The 22490-nt window shown below is 70.2% G+C and carries 23 protein-coding genes and 1 riboswitch; of the genes, 22 read left to right on the top strand and 1 reads right to left on the bottom strand.

The window, feature by feature from the left end:
* Nucleotides 1-49: 49 nt before the first annotated feature.
* The 16 genes from QN206_11320 (at nucleotide 50) to QN206_11245 (ending at nucleotide 15035) form a co-directional block, all read left to right on the top strand.
* Nucleotides 50-1819 (top strand): FtsQ-type POTRA domain-containing protein, encoded by a 1770-nt coding sequence (locus QN206_11320; GenBank protein ID MDR7615395.1) that lies wholly within the window; start codon nucleotides 50-52, stop codon nucleotides 1817-1819.
* 65 nt (nucleotides 1820-1884) lie between these two features.
* Entirely contained in the window at nucleotides 1885-2340 is a 456-nt protein-coding gene (locus tag QN206_11315) for an OmpH family outer membrane protein (GenBank protein MDR7615394.1), read from the top strand.
* A gap of 116 nt (nucleotides 2341-2456) precedes the next feature.
* Nucleotides 2457-3626 (top strand): OmpH family outer membrane protein, encoded by a 1170-nt coding sequence (locus QN206_11310; protein ID MDR7615393.1) that lies wholly within the window; start codon nucleotides 2457-2459, stop codon nucleotides 3624-3626.
* Nucleotides 3627-3633: 7 nt separating this feature from the next.
* A complete protein-coding gene (locus QN206_11305) occupies nucleotides 3634-4032 on the top strand; it encodes an OmpH family outer membrane protein (GenBank protein MDR7615392.1) in 399 nt (132 codons plus the stop codon).
* 6 nt (nucleotides 4033-4038) lie between these two features.
* Nucleotides 4039-5022 carry a UDP-3-O-(3-hydroxymyristoyl)glucosamine N-acyltransferase gene (gene lpxD / locus QN206_11300; protein MDR7615391.1) on the top strand — a complete coding sequence of 328 codons (984 nt, stop codon included), beginning with the start codon at nucleotides 4039-4041 and terminating at the stop codon, nucleotides 5020-5022.
* 8 nt (nucleotides 5023-5030) lie between these two features.
* Complete coding sequence (locus tag QN206_11295) at nucleotides 5031-6245, top strand: hypothetical protein (protein ID MDR7615390.1); 1215 nt, start codon at nucleotides 5031-5033, stop codon at nucleotides 6243-6245.
* A complete protein-coding gene (locus QN206_11290) occupies nucleotides 6242-7036 on the top strand; it encodes a UDP-3-O-acyl-N-acetylglucosamine deacetylase (GenBank protein MDR7615389.1) in 795 nt (264 codons plus the stop codon). Before QN206_11295 ends, QN206_11290 begins: the two co-directional genes overlap by 4 nt.
* A 63-nt stretch (nucleotides 7037-7099) precedes the next feature.
* Nucleotides 7100-7582 (top strand): 3-hydroxyacyl-ACP dehydratase FabZ, encoded by a 483-nt coding sequence (gene fabZ / locus QN206_11285; GenBank protein MDR7615388.1) that lies wholly within the window; start codon nucleotides 7100-7102, stop codon nucleotides 7580-7582.
* Complete coding sequence (gene lpxA / locus QN206_11280; protein MDR7615387.1) at nucleotides 7579-8397, top strand: acyl-ACP--UDP-N-acetylglucosamine O-acyltransferase; 819 nt, start codon at nucleotides 7579-7581, stop codon at nucleotides 8395-8397. The genes fabZ and lpxA overlap by 4 nt, the downstream gene beginning before the upstream one ends.
* Nucleotides 8390-9184, top strand: coding sequence for a UDP-2,3-diacylglucosamine diphosphatase LpxI (gene lpxI / locus QN206_11275; protein ID MDR7615386.1), 795 nt, complete (start codon nucleotides 8390-8392; stop codon nucleotides 9182-9184). The genes lpxA and lpxI overlap by 8 nt, the downstream gene beginning before the upstream one ends.
* A complete protein-coding gene (lpxB, locus tag QN206_11270) occupies nucleotides 9181-10299 on the top strand; it encodes a lipid-A-disaccharide synthase (GenBank protein ID MDR7615385.1) in 1119 nt (372 codons plus the stop codon). The genes lpxI and lpxB overlap by 4 nt, the downstream gene beginning before the upstream one ends.
* Before the next feature lie 9 nt (nucleotides 10300-10308).
* The gene (locus QN206_11265; GenBank protein ID MDR7615384.1) at nucleotides 10309-10830 is read left to right on the top strand and encodes a hypothetical protein; all 522 of its coding nucleotides are present in this window, start codon (nucleotides 10309-10311) and stop codon (nucleotides 10828-10830) included.
* Nucleotides 10827-11606 (top strand): hypothetical protein, encoded by a 780-nt coding sequence (locus tag QN206_11260; GenBank protein MDR7615383.1) that lies wholly within the window; start codon nucleotides 10827-10829, stop codon nucleotides 11604-11606. The genes QN206_11265 and QN206_11260 overlap by 4 nt, the downstream gene beginning before the upstream one ends.
* Entirely contained in the window at nucleotides 11590-12351 is a 762-nt protein-coding gene (gene lptB, locus QN206_11255; GenBank protein ID MDR7615382.1) for an LPS export ABC transporter ATP-binding protein, read from the top strand. Before QN206_11260 ends, lptB begins: the two co-directional genes overlap by 17 nt.
* Before the next feature lie 3 nt (nucleotides 12352-12354).
* Nucleotides 12355-13428 carry an LptF/LptG family permease gene (locus tag QN206_11250; protein MDR7615381.1) on the top strand — a complete coding sequence of 358 codons (1074 nt, stop codon included), beginning with the start codon at nucleotides 12355-12357 and terminating at the stop codon, nucleotides 13426-13428.
* Nucleotides 13425-15035 (top strand): glycosyltransferase family 39 protein, encoded by a 1611-nt coding sequence (locus QN206_11245; GenBank protein ID MDR7615380.1) that lies wholly within the window; start codon nucleotides 13425-13427, stop codon nucleotides 15033-15035. Before QN206_11250 ends, QN206_11245 begins: the two co-directional genes overlap by 4 nt.
* Here the strand turns inward: QN206_11245 and QN206_11240 are convergent.
* Nucleotides 15017-15913, bottom strand: a complete 897-nt coding sequence (locus QN206_11240) for a hypothetical protein (protein MDR7615379.1) — start codon at nucleotides 15911-15913, stop codon at nucleotides 15017-15019. The two genes, QN206_11245 and QN206_11240, sit on opposite strands and share 19 nt — an antisense overlap.
* Before the next feature lie 74 nt (nucleotides 15914-15987).
* Between QN206_11240 and QN206_11235 the strand changes: the two genes are divergently transcribed.
* From QN206_11235 to QN206_11210, 6 genes are all read left to right on the top strand, one after another.
* Complete coding sequence (locus tag QN206_11235) at nucleotides 15988-16923, top strand: DUF3084 domain-containing protein (GenBank protein ID MDR7615378.1); 936 nt, start codon at nucleotides 15988-15990, stop codon at nucleotides 16921-16923.
* Nucleotides 16924-16990: 67 nt separating this feature from the next.
* Nucleotides 16991-17147: riboswitch (cobalamin riboswitch) on the top strand.
* Between the two features lie 48 nt (nucleotides 17148-17195).
* On the top strand, nucleotides 17196-19007 hold the full coding sequence (locus QN206_11230; protein ID MDR7615377.1) for a TonB-dependent receptor: 1812 nt from the start codon (nucleotides 17196-17198) through the stop codon (nucleotides 19005-19007).
* Nucleotides 19007-19888, top strand: a complete 882-nt coding sequence (locus tag QN206_11225; protein ID MDR7615376.1) for a TonB family protein — start codon at nucleotides 19007-19009, stop codon at nucleotides 19886-19888. The genes QN206_11230 and QN206_11225 overlap by 1 nt, the downstream gene beginning before the upstream one ends.
* Before the next feature lies 1 nt (nucleotide 19889).
* Nucleotides 19890-20291 carry a resolvase gene (locus QN206_11220; protein MDR7615375.1) on the top strand — a complete coding sequence of 134 codons (402 nt, stop codon included), beginning with the start codon at nucleotides 19890-19892 and terminating at the stop codon, nucleotides 20289-20291.
* Nucleotides 20292-20522: 231 nt separating this feature from the next.
* Entirely contained in the window at nucleotides 20523-22004 is a 1482-nt protein-coding gene (locus QN206_11215) for an S-layer homology domain-containing protein (GenBank protein ID MDR7615374.1), read from the top strand.
* A 104-nt stretch (nucleotides 22005-22108) separates the two neighbouring features.
* A partial coding sequence (locus QN206_11210) for an S-layer homology domain-containing protein (protein MDR7615373.1) occupies nucleotides 22109-22490 on the top strand: 382 nt, incomplete at its 3' end.

The following is a 22490-nucleotide window of genomic DNA, read 5'->3' as shown; positions in this document are numbered from 1 at the left end:
CGGTGGGAACCTGGAAAGGCGGATCAGATCCCCGGACAGGAGGGCACGCTTGCGGTTCCGCGTACGCAACATCCCGCTCCTCACGGCCCTCGTGGCGACGCTGGCCCTGAACCCGCGGCTGGACGCGCAGGCTCCCGAGCCTGCTCCGAGCCCAGGGCCCACCCCCGAGGGGCCGCAGCGCATCGTGGACATCCAGGTGCAGGGGCTCCAGAGGATCCCGCCGGAGGTGGTGTTCGGCCGCATCGGATCCCGTGCAGGGGAGCTGCTGGACCGAGACCGGATCCGGCAGGACGTGGAGCAGATCCTCGGAAGCGGCTGGTTCGCGGACGTCCTGGTCCGGATCCAGCCGGTCCCGGAAGGGGTAGTGGTGGTGTTCTTGGTGGTGGAGAACCCCGTGGTGCAGCGGGTGGAGATTACGGGGAACACCGCGGTCTCCACGGAGGAGATCCGGGAAGCCCTGGGGGTGCAGGAGGGGAGGGTCCTCAACACCGTGGATCTGCGGACGGGGGCCCGCAACGTGGAGAAGCTCTACCAGGACCGGGGGTATCCCCTGGTGCGGGTGGCGGACGTGGAGTTCCGGGAAGGGGTGCTGCGGGTGGAGATCCGGGAAGGGCGGGTGGAACGCGTCGAGGTCCGAGGGCTCCGGCGCACCCGGCCCGTGGTGGTCCAACGGGTCCTCCAGGTGCGGGAGAATGACCTCTTCCACCTCCCCCGGGTCCAGCGGGATCTGCAGGAGGTGTTCGCCACGGGACTTTTCGAGAACGTCCGGGCCAACCCCCAGCCGGGGTCTGATCCGGACAAGGTGGTTCTGGTGATCGAGGTGGAGGAGCGTCCGAGTCGGGAGGTCGGGGGAGGGGTCGGCTACAGCCCGCAGGCGGGCTTCCTGGGCCGGGTTCAGTACACGGAGCGCAACCTCCACGGCATGGGGCGCTCCGTGGCCCTCAGCTACGAGCGCAACCTCACCTCCCTGACCGGCCAAGAGGCGAGCCTCCTTTCCGGGCTGCCCACGGAGAACCTCCTCATCCAGTACCGGGATCCCTGGTTCGGGATGCGAGGACAGGCCCTCTCCCTGGAGCTGCACGACACCGCGCAGCTGTTCGACGACCGGGTCCTAGGGGTGCGGTACCTCCAGCTGCTGGAGGGAGGCAGCGTCTCCCTCAGCCGCCGGCTCACGGATGCCCTGAGCCTCTCCCTGGGACTCAGAACCGACCGGGGGGACTTCGTCGTTTTGGAAGGGGACGGGTCAAAGATCCAGTTCTCCCGCGGGCTCGTGCACGCCTTCCGGGTGGAGGCCACCTATGACAGCCGGGACCGTCCCTTCGCGGCGACCCGCGGACAGAATGCCTCCGCCTTTTTGGACTACGGGACGCGGCTGCTGGGAGGGGACTTCGAGTTCGGGAAGCTCCTCGCGGAGTACGTGCACTACGTTCCCGTCTGGCAGGGGACCCTCGTGGGAAGGGTCCGCGCCGGGGTTTCCGCGGGGAACCTCCCGCTGCAGGAGCAGTACCTCGTGGGCGGTCCTCAGAGCGTGCGGGGTCTTCCCATCGGCGCCCTGCGGGGGCAGAGCATGACCTTGGCCAGCTTGGAGTACCGGCTGCCTCTCCGGGTCTTCGCGCCTGGCTTGGAGTCCGTGACCCTGGCCGTTTTCGTGGACGCGGGAGGCGTGGCCGCTTCCGGATTCGGGCTTTTGGAGCAGCCCCAGCTCTCGTACGGGGCGGGGGTGCTGGTGCAGTCGCCCCTCGGGCCCATCCGGATTGACTACGCCATCGGTCCGGGAGGGCAGACGCAGACGTGGCTTCAGTTCGGCAACCCCTTCTAGGGGGGCCAGACCCTCTGTGATACCATGCGGAGGGCTTTTCTCGAAGGCGAACGCAGGAGGGAGCCATGGAACGCAGGACGCAAGCCCTGCTGATCGCGGCGGCGGCGGTGGTGGCCCTGGCGGGAGTGGCTTGGGGGGTCGGCGCTTCCGGGTCCGTGGGGTTCAGCCAGTCCGTGGTCATCGGGTATGTGGACATGCAGCGGGCCCTGGACGCGCACCCCCGCAAGGCCTCCGCGGAGGAGGCCCTGAACCAGTTCGCGCGTGCGAAGATGACGGAGGCCCGAAAGCAAGCCCAGGGGAAGCCCGCGGCGGAGCAGCAGCGCATCCTCCGGGAGGTCCAGGAACAGATCCTGCGCAAGCAGGCGGAGCTGCTGACGAGCCTGGACCGGGACATTCGGGCGGCCGTGGAGAAGGTGGCCCGGGCGAACGGGATCTCCGTGGTGCTCAACAAGACCGTGGTCCTCTACGGCGGGACGGACCTGACGGACGCGGTGATCAAGGAACTCAAAGCAGCGAAGTGATGGGGAAAGCCCTGGGTCCGGTTTGCGCGCTGAGCCTTCTGCTCCTGGGATGCGCGCCCGCATCCCCGCGCCCTGCGGCGTCTCCCTCTCCCTCCGCTCTGCCGGTGCTCCGGGCGGTGCGGATCGGCACGGTGGACCTGGATCGGGTCCTGCAGGCCCATCCGCGGGGGCAGGAGCTGGCACAGCTGCGCCGGCGCATCCTGGAGCTGGAGGCCGAGCTGCGAACGCCGCCCGTGCCTCCGCGGCTCAGCCCTCCGACGATCCCCTCCTCCACCGCACGGATCCAGCAGGCCCTGGAGCGGCGGGTGCGGGAGATCCAGGAGCGCATCCGGACGGAGACGCAGCGGCAGCTGGAAGCCCACGCCGCGCAGCTGCGCTCCGCCTTCCAAGCGGAGATGCGGGTCCTCCAGGACAACGCCCGGGCGGAGCTGAACCGGTTCGCCGAGCAGGTAAAGGCCGAACAGCAGGCCCAGCTCACGGCCCGCCAGCGGGAGATGCAGGCCGCGCTGGAGGCGAAGGTGGAGGAGCGCCGCAAGGAGTTGGAGGCCGCCACCCGGGCCTACGAGGAGGAGACCGCCCGGGTCTACCGGGATCGCCTCCTAAACCTCCGTCTCAAGCTGGAGGTGGCGCAGCCCGGTAGCCGCGAGGAGGTGGATCGGCTCGTGGCGGAGTACGAGCGCCTGCAGCGGGAGCGGGACCAGAAGGTCCAGGAGTTCCAGAAGGAGCAGCGCAGGCAGTTCGAAGCGTACCTGGAAGAGATCCGGCAGCAGGCCAACGCGGAGCTCCAGGCCTACGCCCAGGCCTTGGAGGTTCAGGCCCGGCAGCGGATCGCCGCGCGGGAGCGGGAACTCCAGGAGCAGCTGGCGGAGGCCGCCCGGGAGCGGGAGCGGCGTTTCCGGGAGCTTTTGCAGGCCTACCAGGAGACCCTGAATCAACAGGCCCGGGAGCGGGCCCGGCGGGAGATCCAGCAGGCGGTGGAGGAGGCCCGCAAGGCTGAACGGACCGCGGTGGAAGAGGCCCGGCGGGCCCTGGAGGAGCTCGGCCGCCGGGCCCAGGAACGGTACCTGGAGGAAGAACGGCTGCGGGTGGAGCGGCTCGCGCGGCAGGTTCAGGAGCTGCGGGCACAGCAGCAGAACCTGGAGGCGACCCTCCTGGCGGAGGTGCGGGTGGAGGTCGCGGCCGTGGCCCTGGAGCGCAAGCTGGACGTGGTGCTCGTGCGGCACCTCTCTGCCCCCGGAGGGCTCGACATCACGGACGAGGTGCTGCAGCGGCTTCGGCGGAGGTAAGGAAACAATGCGGAAGGCGGTGGTGCTCGCGCTCTTCGTTCTGGCCCTCTCGGGCTGCGGGGGACCCGCGGTCGGCGTGGTGGACACCCAGCGCATTCTCAACGAGAGCGTGTTGGCCCTCAGCTACCAGAAGGAGCTCAACGACCGGGAGAAGCTGATGGCCGCGGAACTCGCGGCGGCCGCAGCTCGGCTGAGCCCTCAGGCCCTGGAGCAGCAGCGCCAGGCCTATCTGCTGGAGCTCCAGCGCCTCAAGCAGGAACTGGAGGACCGCCTCAACCGGCGGGTCCGGGAGGTGGTGGCGGAGGTGGCTCGGCGGGAGCGGGTGCGGATCGTGCTGGTGAAGTCCGGGGTGTACTCCGGGAACGTGCGTGACCTTACGGATCAGGTCATCGAGCGACTGAAGTGAGCGGCCATGCGGCTGGAGGAGCTCGCGGCGCTGGTGGACGGAGTCCTGGTAGGAGATGGCTCCGTGGAGATCGACCGGGTGGCGGCCCCGGAGGAGGCCGGGCCGGGCGCGGTGGTGGTGTGCTATACCCCCCGGGCCTTGGAGACCGCGCGGGCCCGGGGGGCCTCCGCGGTGGTGTCCCAAGCGGCTCCCCAAGACCTCCCCGCCGTGGTGGTCCCTGAGCCCCGCCAGGCCCTGGCCATCCTGCTGGAGGCCCTGGGCCCGACGCGGATCCACCCCTCGGGCGTTCATCCCACCGCGGCCATCGCGGCCACCGCGGAGCTGGCAGAAGGGGTAGCGGTGGGCGCCTACGCGGTGATCGAGGAGGGCGCCCGCATCGGGGCGCACTCCATCCTCTACCCCCATGTGTACATCGGCCCTCACGCGCGCGTGGGCTCCCGTTGCATCCTCTATCCCCACGTGGTGGTGGGAGAGCGGTGCGTGGTGGGAGACCGGGTCATCGTGCACAGCGGCGCGGTGCTGGGCTCGGACGGTTTCGGCTTCGTCCGCGAGCCGCAAGGACCCCGCAAGATCCCGCAGGTGGGCATCGTGGTGTTGGAGGACGACGTGGAGGTGGGAGCCGGCACGACCATTGACCGCGCCACCCTGGGCGAGACCCGGATAGGCGCGGGCACCAAGATCGACAACCTGGTCCAGATCGCCCACAACGTGCGCATCGGCCGGCGGTGCCTCATCGCGGCGCAGACGGGGATCGCGGGGAGCACGGTGGTCGAGGACGACGTGGTGATCGCGGGGCAGGTGGGGGTGGGGGACCACGTGCGGATCGGCCGGGGGGCGGTGGTCCTGGCACTTTCCGGGGTGACGAAGGACGTGCCGCCGGGGGCGGTGGTCTCCGGGTTCCCCGCCCGGCCCCACCGGGAGGTGCTGCGGGAGAGCGCCCTGCTGCGGGAGATGGTGCGGCGGATGCGCCGCGAGCGGGAAACCCCCTGATCCCCCTCATGCGGGTCTCCGTCGCGCTGCTGGGGGTTTTCCTGCTCGCGCTCCCGGGTTTAGGCCGTCCGCCCGCCGCGGAACTCCCCGAATCCCTCGAGGTTCAGGTGACGGGGAATCCCGCGGATGCGGAGGTGATCCGGGAAGCCATCGCACGGCGGTTGGAACAGACCGTCCGGCGCCTCCCGGGAGCCACGGTGGAGATCCGGCTCCCCGGGGTTCCCCTCCTGGAGCCCGGGGAGGAGGTGGTTCTTCCCGTCCGGGTGGAGGCGCGGCACCCCTCCGGGGCTCCCCTCGCGCGGACCGTTTGGGTGCGCCTCCTCAACCTTCTCCTCCCGCTTTCCGATCCCAAGCGGCTGGTGGTGAGCAACAACCCGGAGCGGCTGCGGTCTCCCGGTCTATTGCTCGCCGAGCGGCTCGGCCCCGGGGAGGCGGTGCGCCTGCTTTACCACCACCAGAACGCCACGGGTCGCGGGATGGTGGTCCTCGTGCGCCTCAAAAACCCCGGGCCCCAGCCTGCGCGGATCCACCTCCAGGTGGCCGCTCCTCGGCCGTGGCACGACACCATGGCCGCGGGGCACGCGGCGGCCAGGAGGTTTCTGCAGCTGGTGGCCTCAGGAGGCGGCTACGTGCTGGAACTCCCTCCCCACAGCGCCTTCACCTTCTGGACCCAACATCTCCCCGTGGGCTTCGTGGTCTCGGGACTCCTCCAGGCACAGCTCCTGGAGGGAGAGGGGCTGGAGATCCGCGTGGGCCTCCGGCCTTCGTACGTGCTGGACCCGGCCCCCCTGCCCGATCTGGAGCCCGAACCCACTGGCCATCCCCGCGGGGTGTTCGCGCATCCCGTGCTGGAGGTACGTCGGCGGCTTGCCGTGGGCGCTTCAGAGACCGTGGAGGTGGGCGCGAGCCGGGCTCTCCGAGACCTCTTCACGGAGGCGGTCCTGGTGGGCGATTACGGGGTCCTCTATCGACTCCTCCTGGAACTCACCAACCCCGGCCCGGAGGCCAGGGAGGCACGGGTTGCGGTGCGGGCCGCGGGCGGTCCCGCGTACGCCGCGTTCGTGGCGAACGGACAGCTCCTGGACCTCTCGTACCTGGCCGCGGGCCGCGCGCGGGACCTGCTCACGGTACCGCTCCCCCCGGCGGGGAGCAGCACGGTGACGCTCCTCACCGTGCCCTCTGCGGGTTCCTATCTTCCCCTTCACCTCTTCCTGAGGCCATGAGGAGGCACCGGACCATCGCGAAGCCCGTGGTGTACTCCGGCCTCGGCATCCATACGGGAGAACCCGCCCACCTGCGGTTGCTCCCCTCGGAGAGGCCGGGCATCCGGCTCCTGGTGGGGGATCGGGAGATTCCCTGTCGGCTGGATGCGGTTTCCCACACGGCCCGCGGCGTGGCGGTGGGCGGCGTGCGGACCGTGGAGCACCTCCTCGCCGCGGTGTGGACCCTGGGCGTTACCGCCCTCCGGGTGGTGGTGGAGGGGCCGGAGGTCCCCGCGGGGGACGGCAGCGCCCTGCCGTTCGTGGAGCTGCTCCGGGAGGCTGGAACCCGGGAGCTGCCGGAGGAGGTGCCCGAGCGCCGGTTGGCGGAACCGGTGTGGGTCCGGGAAGGTGAGGCGTTCGCCGCGGCGTTTCCGGACGCCCATCTGCGGGTGACCTACGTGGTGCCCCTCCGGGGCCGGGAGGCCTGCGCGTACGGGCTGGTGGTCACCCCGGAGCGCTTCGTGTCGGAGATCGCCCCTGCCCGCACGTGGGGATACCTGGAGGACGCGGAGGCCCTTTACGAGAAGGGTCTCGCGCGGGGAGCCAGCCTCGACAACACCCTCGTGCTCGAGGGCGGCCGGTTCCTCAACCTGCCGCGGTTCCCGGACGAGCCCGCCCGGCACAAGATCCTGGACCTGCTCGGGGATCTCGCGCTCCTCGGGGAGCGGCTGGTCGCCCATGTGGTGTGTGTGGGCGGAGGGCACGCGCTTCACCTGCGCCTTGCCCGGGCCATCCAGCGGAGCTCGGGCTAGCCGGAGGGGGATGTACCGTGTACCATATCTCGCGGCCGCATGGCCTGAAGGCCGGAGGAAACGATGAGATTTGACATCCAGGAGATCCTGGCCACCCTTCCCCACCGCTACCCCTTCCTCCTGGTGGACCGGGTGCTGGAGATGGACCCGGAGGCGGGGCGCATCGTGGCCCTCAAGAACGTGACCATCAACGAGGAGTACTTCACCGGACACCTGCCCGGCGCGCCCGTGATGCCCGGCGTGCTCATCGTGGAAGCCCTGGCTCAAGCCGCGGGGATCCTGGTGTTCCACCGGGTGGGGCTGCGACAGGAGAAGGCCTACTTCGCGGCCATCGACGATCTCCGCTTCCGCCGCCCCGTCCTGCCCGGGGACCAGCTCCTCCTGGAGATCTCCCTGGAGTGGATCCGGGGACGGCTCATCCGGGTGCGGGGGACGGCGCGGGTCGGCGACGAGGTGGCGGCGACCGGGGTGCTGACCTTCTCCCTCGGGCGCACGCCCCGGGTTCCGTCCACCCAGTTGGAGGAAACCCGGGTGCAGGATCCATGAGGGAAGCCGCCCAGGCGGTCCACATCCATCCCACCGCCCTCGTGGATCCCCGGGCCCGACTCGCCCCGGGGGTGCGGGTGGGCCCGTACGCCATCATCGAGGCGGACGTGGAGGTGGGGGAGGGGACCGCCATCGGGCCGCACGTGGTCCTGCACTCCGGGACCCGCATCGGGCGGCGAAACCGCATCTACACGGGCGCCGTCATCGGATGCGAGCCCCAGGACCGTGCCTTTCGCGGGGAGCGCAGCTTCGCCATCCTGGGCGACGACAACGTGGTCCGCGAATATGTGCAGATCGCCCGGGCCACAGGGCCGGAGGCGGCCACGGTGATCGGGGACCGGAACTACATCATGTCCACGGCCCACATCGCCCACAACTGCCGCCTGGGGTCCGACGTGGTGGTGGTTACGGGGAGCGGGCTCGCGGGGCATGTGCAGGTGGGGGATGGCGTCCAGATCGGCGGGATTACGGGCGTCCACCAGTTCGTGCGCATCGGGCGACTCGCCATGGTGGGCGGCAAGAGCGCCCTGCTGCAGGACCTTCCCCCTTTCCTGCTCGCGAGCGGGGTGCCTGCCCGGGTGCGCGGCCTCAACCGGGTGGGCCTGTTGCGGGCCGGAGTTCCCCGGGAGGAGATCGAGCGGGTGTGGTCCGCGTACCGGATCCTCTACGGGCGGGGCCTCACCCCTGCACACGCGGTGGAGGAGATCGTGCGGGAGCTGGGAGAGGAGGGGCTCGTGGCGGAGCTGGTGGCCTTCGTCCGTGAGAGCCTCCGCTCCCGCAGAGGTCTCATCCGCCGGGAGGCAGGCCGTGCCTGAATCCGTGGGCCTCATCGCGGGAGAAGGGAAGCTTCCCATCGCCCTTGCCCGGGCCATCCGCGCAAGGGGACATCGGGTCGTCTGTGTCCAGGTGGCGGGAAGCCCGGGGGCGCTGCGGCGGTGGTGCCACGTGCACGCCCTGGTCTCTCCCGGGGAGGCGGAACGGGTTCTGAGAACCCTGGCGGATGGCGGCGTCCGCCAGTTGGTGCTGGCGGGTCGGGTGGATAAGCTCCGGGTCCTCTCCGGTCACCTCGACCCCCTCGCCCGGGAGATCCTCTGCCGGACCCCTGATCGCACGGATGCGGGCCTGTGGAAGGCCCTAGCTGGACTGCTCGACCGCCACGGGTTCGAGGTCCTCCCCCAACCCCACTTCCTGCCCGATCTGTTGGCTCCTCGGGGCCCCATCGCCGGCCGGGCGCCCACGGAGCGGGAGTGGGCGGACCTCCGGAGCGGGTTAGAGCTGGCCCGCACCGTGGCAGCGCGCGGCATCGGGCAGGCGGTGGCGGTACGGGACGGCGTGGTTCTGGCGGTGGAAGCCGCGGAGGGGACGGACGGCATGATCCGACGCCTGCGGGTCTTCGGGCCCGAGGCGGTGGTGGTGAAGGCGAGCCGTCCCGATCAGGACCCTCGGTTTGACCTCCCCGCCATCGGCCCCCGGACCATCGCCCTCCTCCAGCGGGCCGGCGTCACGGCCCTGGGAGTGGAGGCGGGCCGGACCCTCCTCCTGGAACGGACTTCCCTGGTGGTCCGGGCCACGAGGGCGGGGGTTGCCCTCGTGGGCCTGTGAAGGTCTTTCTCCTCGCAGGGGAGGTCTCCGGGGATGTGGCGGCGGCCCACCTGACCCGTGCCCTGCGCCTCCTCGAGCCCGGTGTGGAGGTGGTGGGCGGGGGAGGGGAGCGGATGCGCCACGCGGGGGTCCGGGTGGTGCTCGACACCTCCGACTGGGGCGTCATCGGGTACCTGGAGAGCTACCTGCGCGTTCCGGTCTTCGCGGGAAGGCTTCGGCGGGTGCTGCGGCTGATCCGGCGGGAGCGTCCGGACGTGCTGGTGCTGGTGGACTTCCCCGGCTTCAACTTCGCGGTGGCCCGGCGGCTGAGTCCCCTCTTCCCCACCGTGTACTACTTCCCGCCCATGGCCTACGGCCGCCGGATCAGCCGCGCCGACAAGCTCGCCCGCCTCCCCGTCCGGGTGCTGGCGCCCTTCCCCTTCGAAGCCGAGCTGTACCGGGCCGCGGGCGCGGACGTGGTCTTTACCGGTCACCCCGCCCTGGACTGGGTGCGTCCGGAGCGATCTAGGGAGGAACTCTGCGCCCTCCTGGGTCTGGATACCGCCCGTCCCCTCGTGGCCCTGCTCCCCGGAAGCCGTGCCCAGGAGATCCACGCCCTGCTCCCCGCCATGGTGGGAGCCGTCCAGATCGCCCGGGTGCGGGTGCCGGGCCTCCAGGCCGTCATCGCCCGGGCCGCGGATTCCCTGGAGCGGATCATTGCCCGACACGCGGCGGACATCCCCGTGGTCTCCCATGGCACCCACGACCTCCTGGCCGCCGCGGACGCCGCCCTGGTGGCAAGCGGGACCGCCACCCTGGAGGCCCTGATCCTGGGGACTCCCATGGCGGTCGCGTATCGGATCTCCAGGGCCACCGCCTGGATCGCCCGTCGCATCGCCACCACCCCCTGGATCTCCCTCCCCAACATCCTCGCGGGCACCGAGGTGGTCCGGGAGATGCTGCAGGAGCGGGCGACCCCACAGGCCCTCGCGGAGGAGCTCCTCCGACTCCTGGATCCGGAGCACGCCGGCCGGATGCGGCAGGCGCTCGGGACGCTGCGGGAGCGGCTCGGGCCGCCCGGTGCCCTGGAGCGATCCGCCCGGGAGGTGCTCGCCCGGGCCCGCGGGATGGGGTAGGATCGGAGCATGGACCGGTTCCGCCTGCGCCGCAGCTGGGTTCTCGGGCTCTTGTCCTCCCTGAGCCTCGTGGTGGGGTTGCCCGGTCTTCTGGGGTCCGCGCCTCCGCCGGGGCTGGAACTGGAGGAGGGCTGGATCGTGGGCGTGGACGCCCGGGGTCGGAGGGTGTGGCAGCTCGTGGCCGCATCCGTAACCGTGGAGGAGCGGACGGGGGTGGCGGCCTTCGTGCAGCCGCGCGGGGTGTTCTTCGCCCAGGACGGACGTCCCGTGCAGTTCCGCGCCCAGCGCGGGGAGTACGCCTTCCGAACGGGACGCGTGGCCCTCGTGGGCTCCGTGGAGATCGTGGTGTCCCGGGACCGCTGGCTGCGGGCGGCCCGGGCGGTGTACGAGGGGGGTCAGATCCAGGCGGAAGGGGTGCAGCTGCGGTGGGAGCGCCTCCAGGGTCGGGGGGATCGGCTCGTGGCCGACGTGGGATTGCGGCGGGCACGGCTGGTGGGCAACGTGCGCCTGGAGGCGGTGGAGGAACCGTGAGGATCCTTCTGCTCCTCGGGATCCTGCTCGCCGCGATACCCGTCGCCGCACAAGGGATCATTGAGGTGCTGGATGCGCGGGTGGCGGACCTGGACGACGAGGCGGGGATCTGGCAGCTCCTCGGGGATCCCGTCCGGGTCCGGCGGCAAGACGCGGAGGTACGGGCTCCCCGCATCCGCTACGATCGGAACCGGCGGAGGGTGACCGCAGAAGGAGGGGTGGAGCTGCTCCGCCCCGTGGAACGCCTGACCGCCCGCCGGCTCGACTACCACCTGGACGCCCAGCGGCTGGAAGCGGAGGGGGACGTGACGGTGACCCGGGAGGTCGAGGCGGGAACCGTGACCGTGCAGGCCCCGTACCTCCAGGCGGATCTCCGGGCGCAGCGGGCAGAAGCCGCGGGCGGGGTCCGGGGGAGCTACGGGGACGTGCGCCTCTCAGCCCAGACCCTCTCCGTGGACTGGGGTGCTGGGGAGGCGGTGGCCCGCGGGCATCCGGAGGCCCAGGTGGGGGGCATCGGCCTCCGCGCGGGGCTCCTCCGGGCCGACCTCCGGAACCGCGTTCTCTACGCCGCAGGTGGGGTGCGGATCGCGGACGGCCGGATTACGGCCACCGCCCAGGAGCTGGAGGCCCGGGTTCCGGAAGGGGTGGCGGTCCTGCGGGGCGGGGTGGAGGTGGTGCGGGACGGGGATCGTCTGGTCGCGCCGGAGGTGTGGTACGCGTACAGGGAGGGAAGCCTACGGACCGTGGGGAGGGCCCGGGTTGTCGTCCGTCCATGAGCCCGGGAGGTGGGATCCGGATGGAACCGCCCTGCGGGCCACGGGGCTGGTGAAGCGCTACGGTGCCCGCACGGTGGTGGACGGGGTAAGCCTCGTGGTCCGGCCGGGTGAGGTGGTGGGGTTGCTGGGCCCCAACGGCGCGGGCAAGACTACCTGTTTCTACATGATCGTGGGCCTCGTTCGCCCCAACGCGGGTGAGGTGTACCTCGGCACGGCCCGCATCACGCACCTCCCCGTGCACCTCCGGGCCCGGGCGGGCATCCATTACCTCGCGCAGGAGCCCTCCGTCTTCCGCAAGCTCACCCCGGTGGAGAACATCGAGCTCATCCTGGAGCAGCACGGAATCCCCCGGGCGGAGCGGAAGGCGCGGGTGGAGGAGCTCCTGGAGGCCATGCACATCGCGCACCTCCGCCACCAGCCCGCCTATACCCTCTCAGGTGGGGAGCGGCGACGGGTGGAGATCGCCCGGGCTCTCGCCACCCGCCCCCGGTTCCTGCTGCTGGACGAACCGTTTACGGGAGTGGACCCGAAGTCCATCCAGGAGCTCCAGGACATCATCGCGACTCTTCGGGCCCAGGGGATCGGGGTCCTCATCAGCGATCACAACGTACGGGAGACGCTTGCCATCACGGATCGCTCCACCATCCTGTACGAGGGAAAGGTCCTGTTCGAGGGGACCGCGGATGCCCTCGCGGCCAGCGAGGAGGTGCGGCGGTTCTACCTGGGCGAGCGCTTCCAGATGTGAGGGATGTGTCTGCTCGACCGGTACGTGGGCCGGGAGGTGCTGGGCGCGGTCCTGTTCGGGATCGGGGTGTTCACCACCCTGCTCGTGGCCAACCACTTCTTCTTCGTCACCCGGTCCGCGGTGCAGTACGGGTTGCCCCCCGGAGTCTTCGCTCAGCTGGTGGCTTACCGCCTTCCCGCGCTCCTGGGGTTCGCCCTTCCCATGGCGGTGCTCTTCGGCACCGTCCTGGGCTACGGGCGCCTGGCGGAGGGAAGGGAGATTGAGGCCATGCAGACGGGGGGGATCCCCCCCGAGCGCGTCCTCCTGCCGGGCGTTCTGGTGGCCGCGCTGGTGAGCGCGGCGAGCTACGGCCTGGGAGAAGGCGTGGTGCCCTGGGCTGAACTGCGGTACCGGCGGGCCTGGGCCCGGGCCGTGGGAAGCCCCCTCGTGCCAGACGTCCGGTGGAACGTGCTGTTCCGGGACCGGACGCAGGACGGAAGCGAGGTGGTGGTCTTCGCCCGCAAGCTCGACCTCTCCTCCGGGACGTTGGAGCGGGTGACCGTGCAGCAGCACCGGGACGGGCGGCTCGTGCGGGTGATCGAAGCGAAGCGCGCCACCTGGGGACCGGAGGGGTGGACCTTCCACCGCGGCCGCATGGTGGTGCTGGAGGACGGGGGCCTGTTCAGCGGGTTCGAGGTGCTGCGGCTGCGCCTTGCCCGCTCTCCCCAGGAGGTGGCTCCCCCCGAGAGGACGGTGCTGGAGATGAGCATCCAGGAGATCCGGCAGGAACTACGACGGCTCGCACGGGAGGGACAGCCCACCCGACCGCTGGAAGTGGATCTGGCCGGGAAGTACGCACTGCTGGGTACCCCCTTCGCCTTCGCCCTCCTGGGTTTTCCCCTGGGTCTGGTGCACCCACGGGGCGGCCGGGGGATCGCCTTCGGGATCGTGGTGCTGGCGCTCATCGGCTATTACGTCCTCACCACCGCCAGCACCCTCCTGGGACAGGCGGGCTACCTCCCGCCAACCCTCGCAGCCTGGCTTCCGAATCTGGTGGCCGGGGGGTGTGGGGTCGTTCTCCTGTGGCGCAGGCGGTGAGGCGCGCGCTCCACGCGGGGGTCGTCCTCTCCTTGGTCCTCCTGTTCTGGCGCCTGGGGAGTTCCCCGTTCTGGGATCAGGACGAGGCGAAGTACGCGGGCATCGCCCGGGAAATCCTGCGGACCGGGGACTGGATTACCCTCCACTGGAACGGGGAGCCGTGGTTCGTGCATCCGCCCCTTTACTTCTGGCTGCTGGCCGCCACCGGGAAGTGGCTCGGGGTGACCGAGTTCGTGGCCCGGTTCTGGTCCGCGGTACCGGGCGCGCTCGGGGTGGGGGTCACCGGGCTGCTCGGCCGGGAGCTCTTCGGCCCCGGCTGCGGCCTCCTGTCGGCCTTCGTGCTTGCCACCACCCTCCAGTGGTGGGCGCAGGCGCGGCTGGCGGTCTTCGACCCCCTCCTCGTGCTCTGGATGCTCCTCTCCCTCTTCGGCTTCTGGCGCGGGTACGCGCGTGGGGAGCGCGGAGCGTATCTGCTGGCCTTCGTGGCCGCGGGCCTGGGGACTCTCACGAAGGGGTTCGTGGCCGCGGTGGTGCCGGGCGCGGTGGGGCTCCTGTTCCTGGCGCTCCGCCGGGAGCTCGGTCGCCTGCGGGAGGTTCCGTGGTTCCCCGGACTCCTGAGCTATGCGGTGCTGGGATGCGGGTGGTACGCGGTGCAGGCCGTTCTGCACGGAGAGCCCTTCCTGCGCACCGCACTCGGCTACTACACCCTGAACCGGTATGTGGGCGTGGTGGAAGGGCAGAGCGGCCCGGTGTGGTACTACGTGCCGGTGCTCATCCTGGGTCTCGTGCCGTGGACCGCCTTTTTGGTGAGAGCCTGCTCGGAGGCCGTGCGGGCACGGACGGACCCCCGTCCGCTCTTCCTCCTCACGTGGCTCGGCTTCGGGTTTGCCTTTTTCTCCCTGGCGGGCACGAAGCTCCCGAACTACGTGCTGGGCCTGTACCCCTCGGCGGCCATCCTCATCGGTCGGGTGCTGGAAGCCGGGGTGTTCGGGGAAGAGGAGGGGGCGCTGCGGGACGGGTGGAGGCTTCTCCTCGGCCTGTGCGCGCTGTTCACGGCCGCGGTGGCGATCTACGGGTTCCTGCTCTATCCCTTCCAGACCCGAACCCTGGTTCCCGCCCTGATCCCGCCCGTGGGTGCGCTGGTGGTGGGCGGGGGGATCGCGTCATGGCTGGGCCTGCGCGGTTCTGCCGGGCCCGCGGTGTTGGCCCTCGGCGGGAGCAGCCTGCTGTTCTTCGCCCTCGCCACCGGCATCACCCTGCCCCAGGTGGATCGCTACCGCCATGGCCCGGAATTGGGACGGACCGTGGCCTCGGTGGTGCGGCCCGGGGATGTTCGGATCGGCTACCGGACCACCAACAGCCTCATCACGTACAGCGGCCTGCACTGGCGGTACGCGGAAGATGGAGCCTCGCTCCGGGAGATGCTCTGCGCGGTCCCCTCCCGCCGGCGGGCCGTGGTGGTGGTGCCGGAGCGGTTCTACGATCCAGGGTTGTTTTCCGGCCTGCGGGTGGTGCGGCAGGTGGGGAATCACCTGGTGCTGGAGAAGCCCGCGGGAAAGCCTACCCCGCGGTGCGTTTCCTCCCGGTCTCAGAGCACCAGAGGCTGAGGGGGGACGACCTCGCCCTCACCCTCGATCAGGAGTCCTACGCCCCGTTGCCGGGCCTCCTCCAGGACCCTCCGCTCCGCGGTTAACCCGAACACCACCGGCCAAGTTTCCCCGCAGATCCCCTCCGCCTGCAGCCGTCCCTGAACCTCAGGCCTCCTCAGGGTACTCGCAAGGTCGGAGACGTCTCCGGGGGTAACCCGAGCCTTCGCGGAAACGAGTACCCACACCACCCCACCGGGTCCCTGCGCCCGGGTCACTCCGTCCAACTCCGTCAGCCCATTGAGGGACCAAGCCAGGATGGGATCCAGGATCCGAAGCCCCCGGGATTCCAGCCATGCCCGCACCACGGGCCGCATGCGGGCCTCGGCGGTGGCTCCCACCACCTGGGCGAATCGGTCCTGGGTCCGCTGCATCGCCTCCAGCTGACGGGCCATCCGGGTCTGAGTGCGAACCAGCTCCTCCACCGCCTCTTCGAGTCTGGCGAGGCGCTCCTCGGTTCGGATCTGAGCCTCTTCGAGTCTGGCGAGGCGCTCCTCGGTTCGGATCTGGGCCTCTCCGAGTCTGGCGAGGTGCTCCTGGGTCCGGAGTTGGGCCTCTTCGAGTCTGGCGAGGCGCTCCTCGGTTCGGATCTGGGCCTCTCCGAGTCTGGCGAGGCGCTCCTCGGTTCGGATCTGGGCCTCTCCGAGTCTGGCGAGGTGCTCCTGGGTCCGGAGTTGGGCCGCGCCGAGCTCTGCCACGTGACGGGCGATCTCCCGCACCAACTCCGGTAGGTGCAGCAGCTCCTCGGTGAGCAGCAGACGGCGCAGCTCGGCTTTCCACTCCGGCGCCCTCTCCAGGGCCCGGATCAAACTGGGGAAGTCCCGGACGGTAAACGGCATACCACCTCTAAGTCTATCACTCCTGGGAGCGGGCTCCACCTCCTCGGGGGCGGTGTGCGGTATGCTGGATGGAGATGGAGATCGGCTACCTCTTCCTGCCCCTGTTGCTCCTCATCAGCGGCCTCATCGCCTACGTGGGGAACGTGGTGGGCCGCCGGGTCGGCAAGCAGCGCCTGAGCCTGTGGGGACTGCGTCCCCGGACCACGGCCCACATCGTGACGGTGCTCACCGGGATGCTCATCCACCTCCTCACCGTGGGAACCGTCCTGGGGCTCTCCCGGGACGCCCGCACGGCCCTGTTCCGGCTTCGGGAGACGGTGAGCCAGCTCGAGGGACGCGCGGAGGAGTTGCGGCGGGAGATCGCCCGGCTGGAAGGGGGGACCATCGCCGTGCTCAGCGACCAGGAGCTCGCCCGGGAGGTGCTGGACGGCCGCCTCAGCCCTTCCGAGGTTCGGGAAGCCTTCTTCCGGCTGCGTCAGCGGGCCGTGGAGTTCGCCACGGGTCAGGGAGCAGGACCCGATGCGAACGGAAACGTGATCGTGCCGTTCGAGCCGGGGATCTCCTGGGAGGCCATCGAGCGCCTCATCCGGCGCCGTCGGCAGGAGGTGGTGGTCCGCATCGTCAGCACCAAGAACGTGCTCGCGGGAGAGCCGGTGCCCGTGGCCGTGCAGCTGGTCAACAATGAGCTCGTGTTCCGGAAGGGGCAGGTCCTGGGGGAGGGTGTTGTCCCTCCCGGTCCGCGGGAGCAGGTGCGGGACGTCCTGCTGGCCCTGGTGCAGGTGGCGACGCAGCGGGCGGGACCGCCTGGCCGCAGCCGCATCCTGAGCGCCCCGCAGGCCCGCGTGAACGGCCCTCCCTACGTGGTGGTGGACGGGGACTCGGGTCGGCGGATCACGGACCAGATCCTCCGCCGCGGGGTGCCCACCCGAGTGCGCGTGGTGGTGCTCCGGGACGCCTTCACGGAAGGCCCGCTCTGGCTTGGGTTCGAGCTCGGGCGGACGCCTCCGTGAGTCCCCGCCCATTGGTCTACGGTGGACAGGACCACAAGGAGCGCGCTATCCTGGGACCGCGCGGGCCAAGGGAAGTCCGGTGCAGGGGCCTGGGCCCCGAGTCCGGCGCGGTTCCCGCCGCTGTAACCGGGGAGCTAAGCCCATGAAAACCCACTGGGCCGGGTGGGTGTAAGCCGCCGGCCTGGGAAGGGCGGGCGAGGTGAGGATCCGGAGCCAGAAGACCTGCCCGCGCGCAGACCCACCCCCTTCGGGGGTTAAGTGGAGGTGGGCTCGTGCGTGCTTGCCCTCTTCTCCTGAGCTTTTCGCTTTCCCTTCTGCTCGCGTCCGTTTTTGCCCTGCCCGCTCCGGCCCAGGTCCCACCCGTCTTTGAGGGCGAGGAGGTGGTGGTGGCCGGGCGCCGGCCCCAACCCGTGGTCAGTACCCCTGCGTACGTGACGGTGTTGCAGGGCGAGGAGCTGCGAAGGCTCGGGTTCGTGACCGTGGGCGAGGCCCTGCGGTTGCTGGCGGAGATGTATGTCCGGGAAAACTACGGGGGGCCGGGCGGTTTGCTCCAGCCCAGCATCCGGGGCACCAGCCCTCTCCAGGTCCTGGTGCTCCTAGATGGCGTCCCCCTCAACCCCACCGCTCAGTTCGGGGTGAACCTCGCCACCCTCTCCCTCGGGGAGGTGGAACGCATCGAGGTCCTGCGGGGCCCGTACTCCGCCCTGTGGGGGAGCGGGGCCCTGGGAGGCGTGATCCACGTCATCACCCGGAGACCCGAACGCGCGCAGATCTCCGGCGGCTACGGGAGCTTCCGCACCGCGCAGGCCCGCCTGAGCGTGGGAGGGGGTTCTGAAGCCTTTCGGTACGGCCTTGGAGCCGAACTCCTCACCACGGGCGGATTCCTGCCCAACGGCGATGCGCAGCGCCTCACCCTCACCGGACGGCTCTTCCTCTCCCGGGGTTCGGAGACCCGCTTGGAGCTCGGTCTCCACCACACGGACGGCCGCTACGGCCTTCCCGGACCCTCCTTCATGCCCACGCCCTCCGACCGGCAGTCCGATCGGCGCACGGTGCTGGGCCTCACGTGGCGACGGGGAGACCCGAGCCTGCCGGAGCACCTGATCCGCTTGTGGTGGTACGGGGAAGGATTCGCGTACACCTCTCCCGGGTACGGATCCGATGCCCAAGGAAACGCGTACGGCGCGAACTGGCAGCGGGTGCTGCGCCTGAGCTCGGGAGCCCTCCTCACGGTGGGCGCGGAGTGGCAGGGATCGGGCTACCGTTACCAGGACACCTTCGGCGGCTACCGCGTGGAAGACTCCACCCTCTCGGGCTACGCGCAGTACGACCTTCCCCTGGGAGGCCGGACGCTCCTGGGCCTCGGCGCCCGCCTCGACCTGCACTCCACCTGGGGCGCTCAGCTCAACCCGAGACTCGGATTCGTGCACTTCCTGAGCCCCCGCGTACGGATTCGGGGTGGCCTGGGCCGCACCTTCCGGGGTCCCACCTTCGGGGAGCGGTTCTTCCCGGGGTGCAGCGACCCCCTCTTGAAGCCCGAGAGCGCATGGTCCGCGGACCTGGGGGTGGAGGCGGAGGTGCGGGAGGGGTTCGTGGCGCGGCTCAACGGCTTCTACACGGACGCCCAGGATCTCATCGCGGGCGGTTGTCCCCCGCAGAACGTGGGCTCCGCCCGCATCACCGGACTCTCCGCGGAGGCGGTGGGACGGCTCGGGGATCGGTGGTCGGTGCTCGGAAACCTCACCTGGTCGGATGGGCTGGACCGTACCACAGGTCTTGCGCTCCTGCGTCTGCCCACGTGGACCGCGAACCTGGCCCTTCGCTATGCCCTGGCCGAGAACCGCTCCGTGGCCCTGGTGGCCCGCTACGTGGGGGAGCGCGGGGATCTGGACTACTCCGTATCCCCCCCGGCCCGGGTAGTGCTCCCCGCCTACCTCAACCTGGACCTCCGGTACGAGATGCGGATCTCCGGCTGGACCGTACAGGCGGGGTTGGATAACCTCCTCGATACCCGCTACGAGACCCTGCGGGGATATCCCGCGCCCGGGCGGTCCGTGTACGTGCGGTTCTCCGGGAGCTTCTGATGCGTCGGGTTGCCCTCCTCGCGCTCCTCCTCCTGTTAGGCGTGGGGTGCTCCGGGGCCCGGCAATCCCCGCCCCCGCAGCCCTCGGCGCGATCACAGGTCCGTCTCGAGGGCCCCACCGCGGAGGAGGAAGGAGACCTGAAAGGGGAGGCCTTCGTCCCCGGGATCCGGAGTCCAGAGGAGCGCCGGACCCCCAAGCCGCTTCCCCCTCTGACTTCTCACCGCCCCCGGCCCCGTGTCCGCGCCCGGGAATCCTCGGAGAACCGGACGTCTCAGCCCCGTGGGCGGGCCGGGCAGGCCCTCCCCACGAAGCAGGCCCCATCCATCCCGCATCCCACGGGGCCTTCCGAGGGACCTCCGAGCCCTGCGGCGGCCAAGGTCGGGGCACCGGCCAACGGTGGCGAGACCTCCCGTCCGGACCTGGCCCGGGAATCCCCACCCATAAGGGTCCTCGAACCCCCCTCCGAGACGCCCGGGCCCGCTTCCCCCGCGCAGCCCATGACACCCGAGCCGGTTCCTTCCCCATCCCCCACGGAACTCCCTCCCGCTTCGGAGCCCTCCCCTCCGGTCCTTACTCCTCCTCGGCCCCTTCTCAGGCCCCACCCCACCTACCCGGGTACCTTCGAGGTTTCCGTCCGGCGGTCCGAACTCACCTCGGAGGCCGCCCTGCTCTTGCCGGAGGGCCGGGTGCGGCTGAAGCTGCTGGTCCGAGCGGACGGGACCGTGGGATCCGTGGAGATCCTGGTCTCCTCCGGGGTTCCGGAACTGGACCGGGCGGCCCTCGAGGCCCTGAAGACCTGGCACTTCGAGCCCGCCCGGCAGGACGGGACGCCCATCCCCGCGTACTACGTGGTCTGGGTGACCTTCCGGGTGGAGCCGTGACGTGGTGGTCCTCGCGGTGGACCCGGGTCGGGGCAAGTGCGGGATCGCGGTGTGCAGCGAGGAACGGGTCCTCCACCGGGAGGTGGTGCCCCGGGAGGACCTGGAGGGCCGGTTGGGGGAGCTCGTGACGCGCTACGGGGTAGAGGTGGTGGTGGTGGGGGACCAGACGGGGGCTCGGGAGGTCACGGCCCTCGCGGAGCGGTTGGGACGGCGGGTGGTGCAGGTCTCCGAACAGGGAACAACCCTACTGGCCCGGGCCCGCTACCTCCAGGATCACCCGCCCCGGGGCTGGCGCCGGCTGCTCCCCTCCTTCCTCCGGGTGCCCGACCGGCCCTACGATGACTACGTGGCAGTCCTCCTCGCGGAGCGGTTTTTGGGGGCGGGGAGGAGGAAATCCATTTGACGGCGCGAAGATTCGGAATGTAATCTTGAGAACGGGCACCGGCTTCTCCGGACAAGGGCGGAAGGCAGGGAAGGGGGTGAGGTTGGAGCTGCGCCAGCACGCCGCCGGAGGGGTGTCCTGGGGCTTGGGATGTGTCGGGTTCGCCGTGGGAGGAAACCGGAAGACTCTGCGGCGCGACCGGCCCTGCAAGCCCCGGTCCTGACCAAACTCCGGAACATGGAGGGGTCCTACATGACGAGGAAGACCGCGGGTGCAGTGGTTCTGGCGCTTGTCCTGGCCCTCGTCGCCCCTGGCTTCAGCCAGCCCTTTGCGGACGTACCGACGAACCACTGGGCGTACGACGCGATTGCGGAGTTGGCGGCGAAGGGTCTGATTGAGGGGTATCCGGACGGGACGTTCAAGGGGAATCAACCTCTGACGCGGTACGAGATGGCGATGGTGGTAGCTCGGATCATTGCGCGGATTGAGGCGATTCCGACCCCGCCTCCGCCGGAGGTTCGGCGGGCGGATCTGGATGCGGTGCGTCGGGATCTGAGTGCGGCCACGGGGCGGATTGCGGTGAATGAGCGGGACATTGCGACGCTGCAGCGGTTGGTGAACGAGTTTCGGGCGGAGTTGCAGGCGTTGGGGGTGCGGGTGACGGCGCTGGAGGAGGAGTTGCAGGCCCTGCGGGCCCGCCTGGACAACACCCGGGTGACGGGGCTGTTTGACGCGTGGTACGTGGTGAACCAGCTTGCGGGCACCAACTCCATCCCCATCTGGCCGCGGTTCCGCCTGCAGTTCACGGGCACCGTGGCCCCGGACGTGAGTGTGTTCATCCGGCCCCGGTGGTTCTCCAACACCGGGAATCAGTTCGTCTTAGACTTCGATCTGGGCTATCTCGAGGTTCGGAACCTGCTCGGATGGGAAGGCCTTACCCTCCGGGCCGGCCGGGATCGGTTGACCCTCGGCGGAGTGGTGGGGCTCCTCCTGAGTGAGCCTAGCTACGATGCTGCACACCGTACCGGCGTGAGCCTGACGGGGAGTCTTGGCCCCTTCCGCTTCCTGGCCCTCACCCAGTTTGCGGACCCCACCAACGCCTTCGGTCCCACCGTGTACGGAGGCCGCCTGTCCTTCGATTTCCTGCCGGGCTGGACTCTGGGCGTGAACGGTCGGTGGGACCGGAACGTCTTAGGGACAACCCAGCAGGGCCAGGGCTACAGTGCGGATCTGGTGGCATCCCTCGCTCCCGGCTTGAGACTACGGGCCGAGTATGCATTCTACGACAATACCACCCTGGCGCAGCAGGGGAACTACCTCTATGCGGATCTCACGTTGAACCTGGCCCAGATGGCTGGAATCGAGACGTTCAGCCCCGTGATCACTGTGTGGTACAAGAACTACGATTTCAACCGTCTCCCGGCTCCCGCTCCTGGGCTTACTCCTGGGAACTTCACCGCGTACGGATGGCCCTTCGTGACCATCGGCAACCGGGATGACCTCAACACCTTCGGCGCCCGACTTGATCTCACGCTCTTCGAAAATGTAGGCGTGTGGGTCGCGGGCGAGTTCGGCAGCATCAAGAGCACGAGCCAGAGCTGGAACCTCTGGTTCGCTGGGGCCCGCTGGGAGATCGCGCCGCGGACGCCCCTCATGCTGTACTACGCGAATACCCAAATTGCGGGGACGAATACGTTCCAGACCTACGGCGCGTACATCTCCACCAGCTGGTAGCCCGGCGGAGTTGAGGAAGTGGGCGCGCCCCGGCGCCGCGCGGTGCTGGGGCGCGCCCCGTTTTCTGGGCTCGTGAAGACTCCAACAACGAAGGAGGATCGGCGATGCGTGCCCGTTTCCTCAGGTGCATCTGCTGGGTCGCGGCGCTGGTGGGGCTCCTCCTCACCGGGGTCGGGGGAGGTGCGCTTTGGGCCCAGCCCTTTGCGGACGTACCGACGAACCACTGGGCGTACGACGCGATTGCGGAGTTGGCGGCGAAGGGTCTGATTGAGGGGTATCCGGACGGGACGTTCAAGGGGAATCAACCTCTGACGCGGTACGAGATGGCGATGGTGGTAGCTCGGATCATTGCGCGGATCGAGGCGATTCCGACCCCGCCTCCGCCGGAGGTTCGGCGGGCGGATCTGGATGCGGTGCGTCGGGATCTGAGTGCGGCCACGGGGCGGATTGCGGTGAATGAGCGGGACATTGCGACGCTGCAGCGGT

This window comes from Armatimonadota bacterium (assembly GCA_031460175.1).
GTDB lineage: Bacteria > Sysuimicrobiota > Sysuimicrobiia > Sysuimicrobiales > Sysuimicrobiaceae > Sysuimicrobium > Sysuimicrobium tengchongense.
The sequence above is the reverse complement of the archived record's forward strand: the minus strand, read 5'-3'. Positions and strand labels throughout refer to the sequence as shown.

Bases quoted from the DNA above. Each gene is read 5' to 3' on its own strand.
- QN206_11215 (MDR7615374.1), top strand. From the start codon at position 20,523: ATGACGAGGAAGACCGCGGGTGCAGTGGTTCTGGCGCTTGTCCTGGCC.
- QN206_11290 (MDR7615389.1), top strand. From the start codon at position 6,242: ATGAGGAGGCACCGGACCATCGCGAAGCCCGTGGTGTACTCCGGCCTC.
- QN206_11250 (MDR7615381.1), top strand. From the start codon at position 12,355: ATGTGTCTGCTCGACCGGTACGTGGGCCGGGAGGTGCTGGGCGCGGTC.
- lpxD (MDR7615391.1), top strand. From the start codon at position 4,039: ATGCGGCTGGAGGAGCTCGCGGCGCTGGTGGACGGAGTCCTGGTAGGA.
- fabZ (MDR7615388.1), top strand. From the start codon at position 7,100: ATGAGATTTGACATCCAGGAGATCCTGGCCACCCTTCCCCACCGCTAC.
- QN206_11295 (MDR7615390.1), top strand. From the start codon at position 5,031: ATGCGGGTCTCCGTCGCGCTGCTGGGGGTTTTCCTGCTCGCGCTCCCG.
- QN206_11240 (MDR7615379.1), bottom strand. From the start codon at position 15,913: ATGCCGTTTACCGTCCGGGACTTCCCCAGTTTGATCCGGGCCCTGGAG.
- QN206_11265 (MDR7615384.1), top strand. From the start codon at position 10,309: ATGGACCGGTTCCGCCTGCGCCGCAGCTGGGTTCTCGGGCTCTTGTCC.
- lpxA (MDR7615387.1), top strand. From the start codon at position 7,579: ATGAGGGAAGCCGCCCAGGCGGTCCACATCCATCCCACCGCCCTCGTG.
- QN206_11225 (MDR7615376.1), top strand. From the start codon at position 19,007: ATGCGTCGGGTTGCCCTCCTCGCGCTCCTCCTCCTGTTAGGCGTGGGG.
- QN206_11235 (MDR7615378.1), top strand. From the start codon at position 15,988: ATGGAGATCGGCTACCTCTTCCTGCCCCTGTTGCTCCTCATCAGCGGC.
- QN206_11305 (MDR7615392.1), top strand. From the start codon at position 3,634: ATGCGGAAGGCGGTGGTGCTCGCGCTCTTCGTTCTGGCCCTCTCGGGC.
- QN206_11315 (MDR7615394.1), top strand. From the start codon at position 1,885: ATGGAACGCAGGACGCAAGCCCTGCTGATCGCGGCGGCGGCGGTGGTG.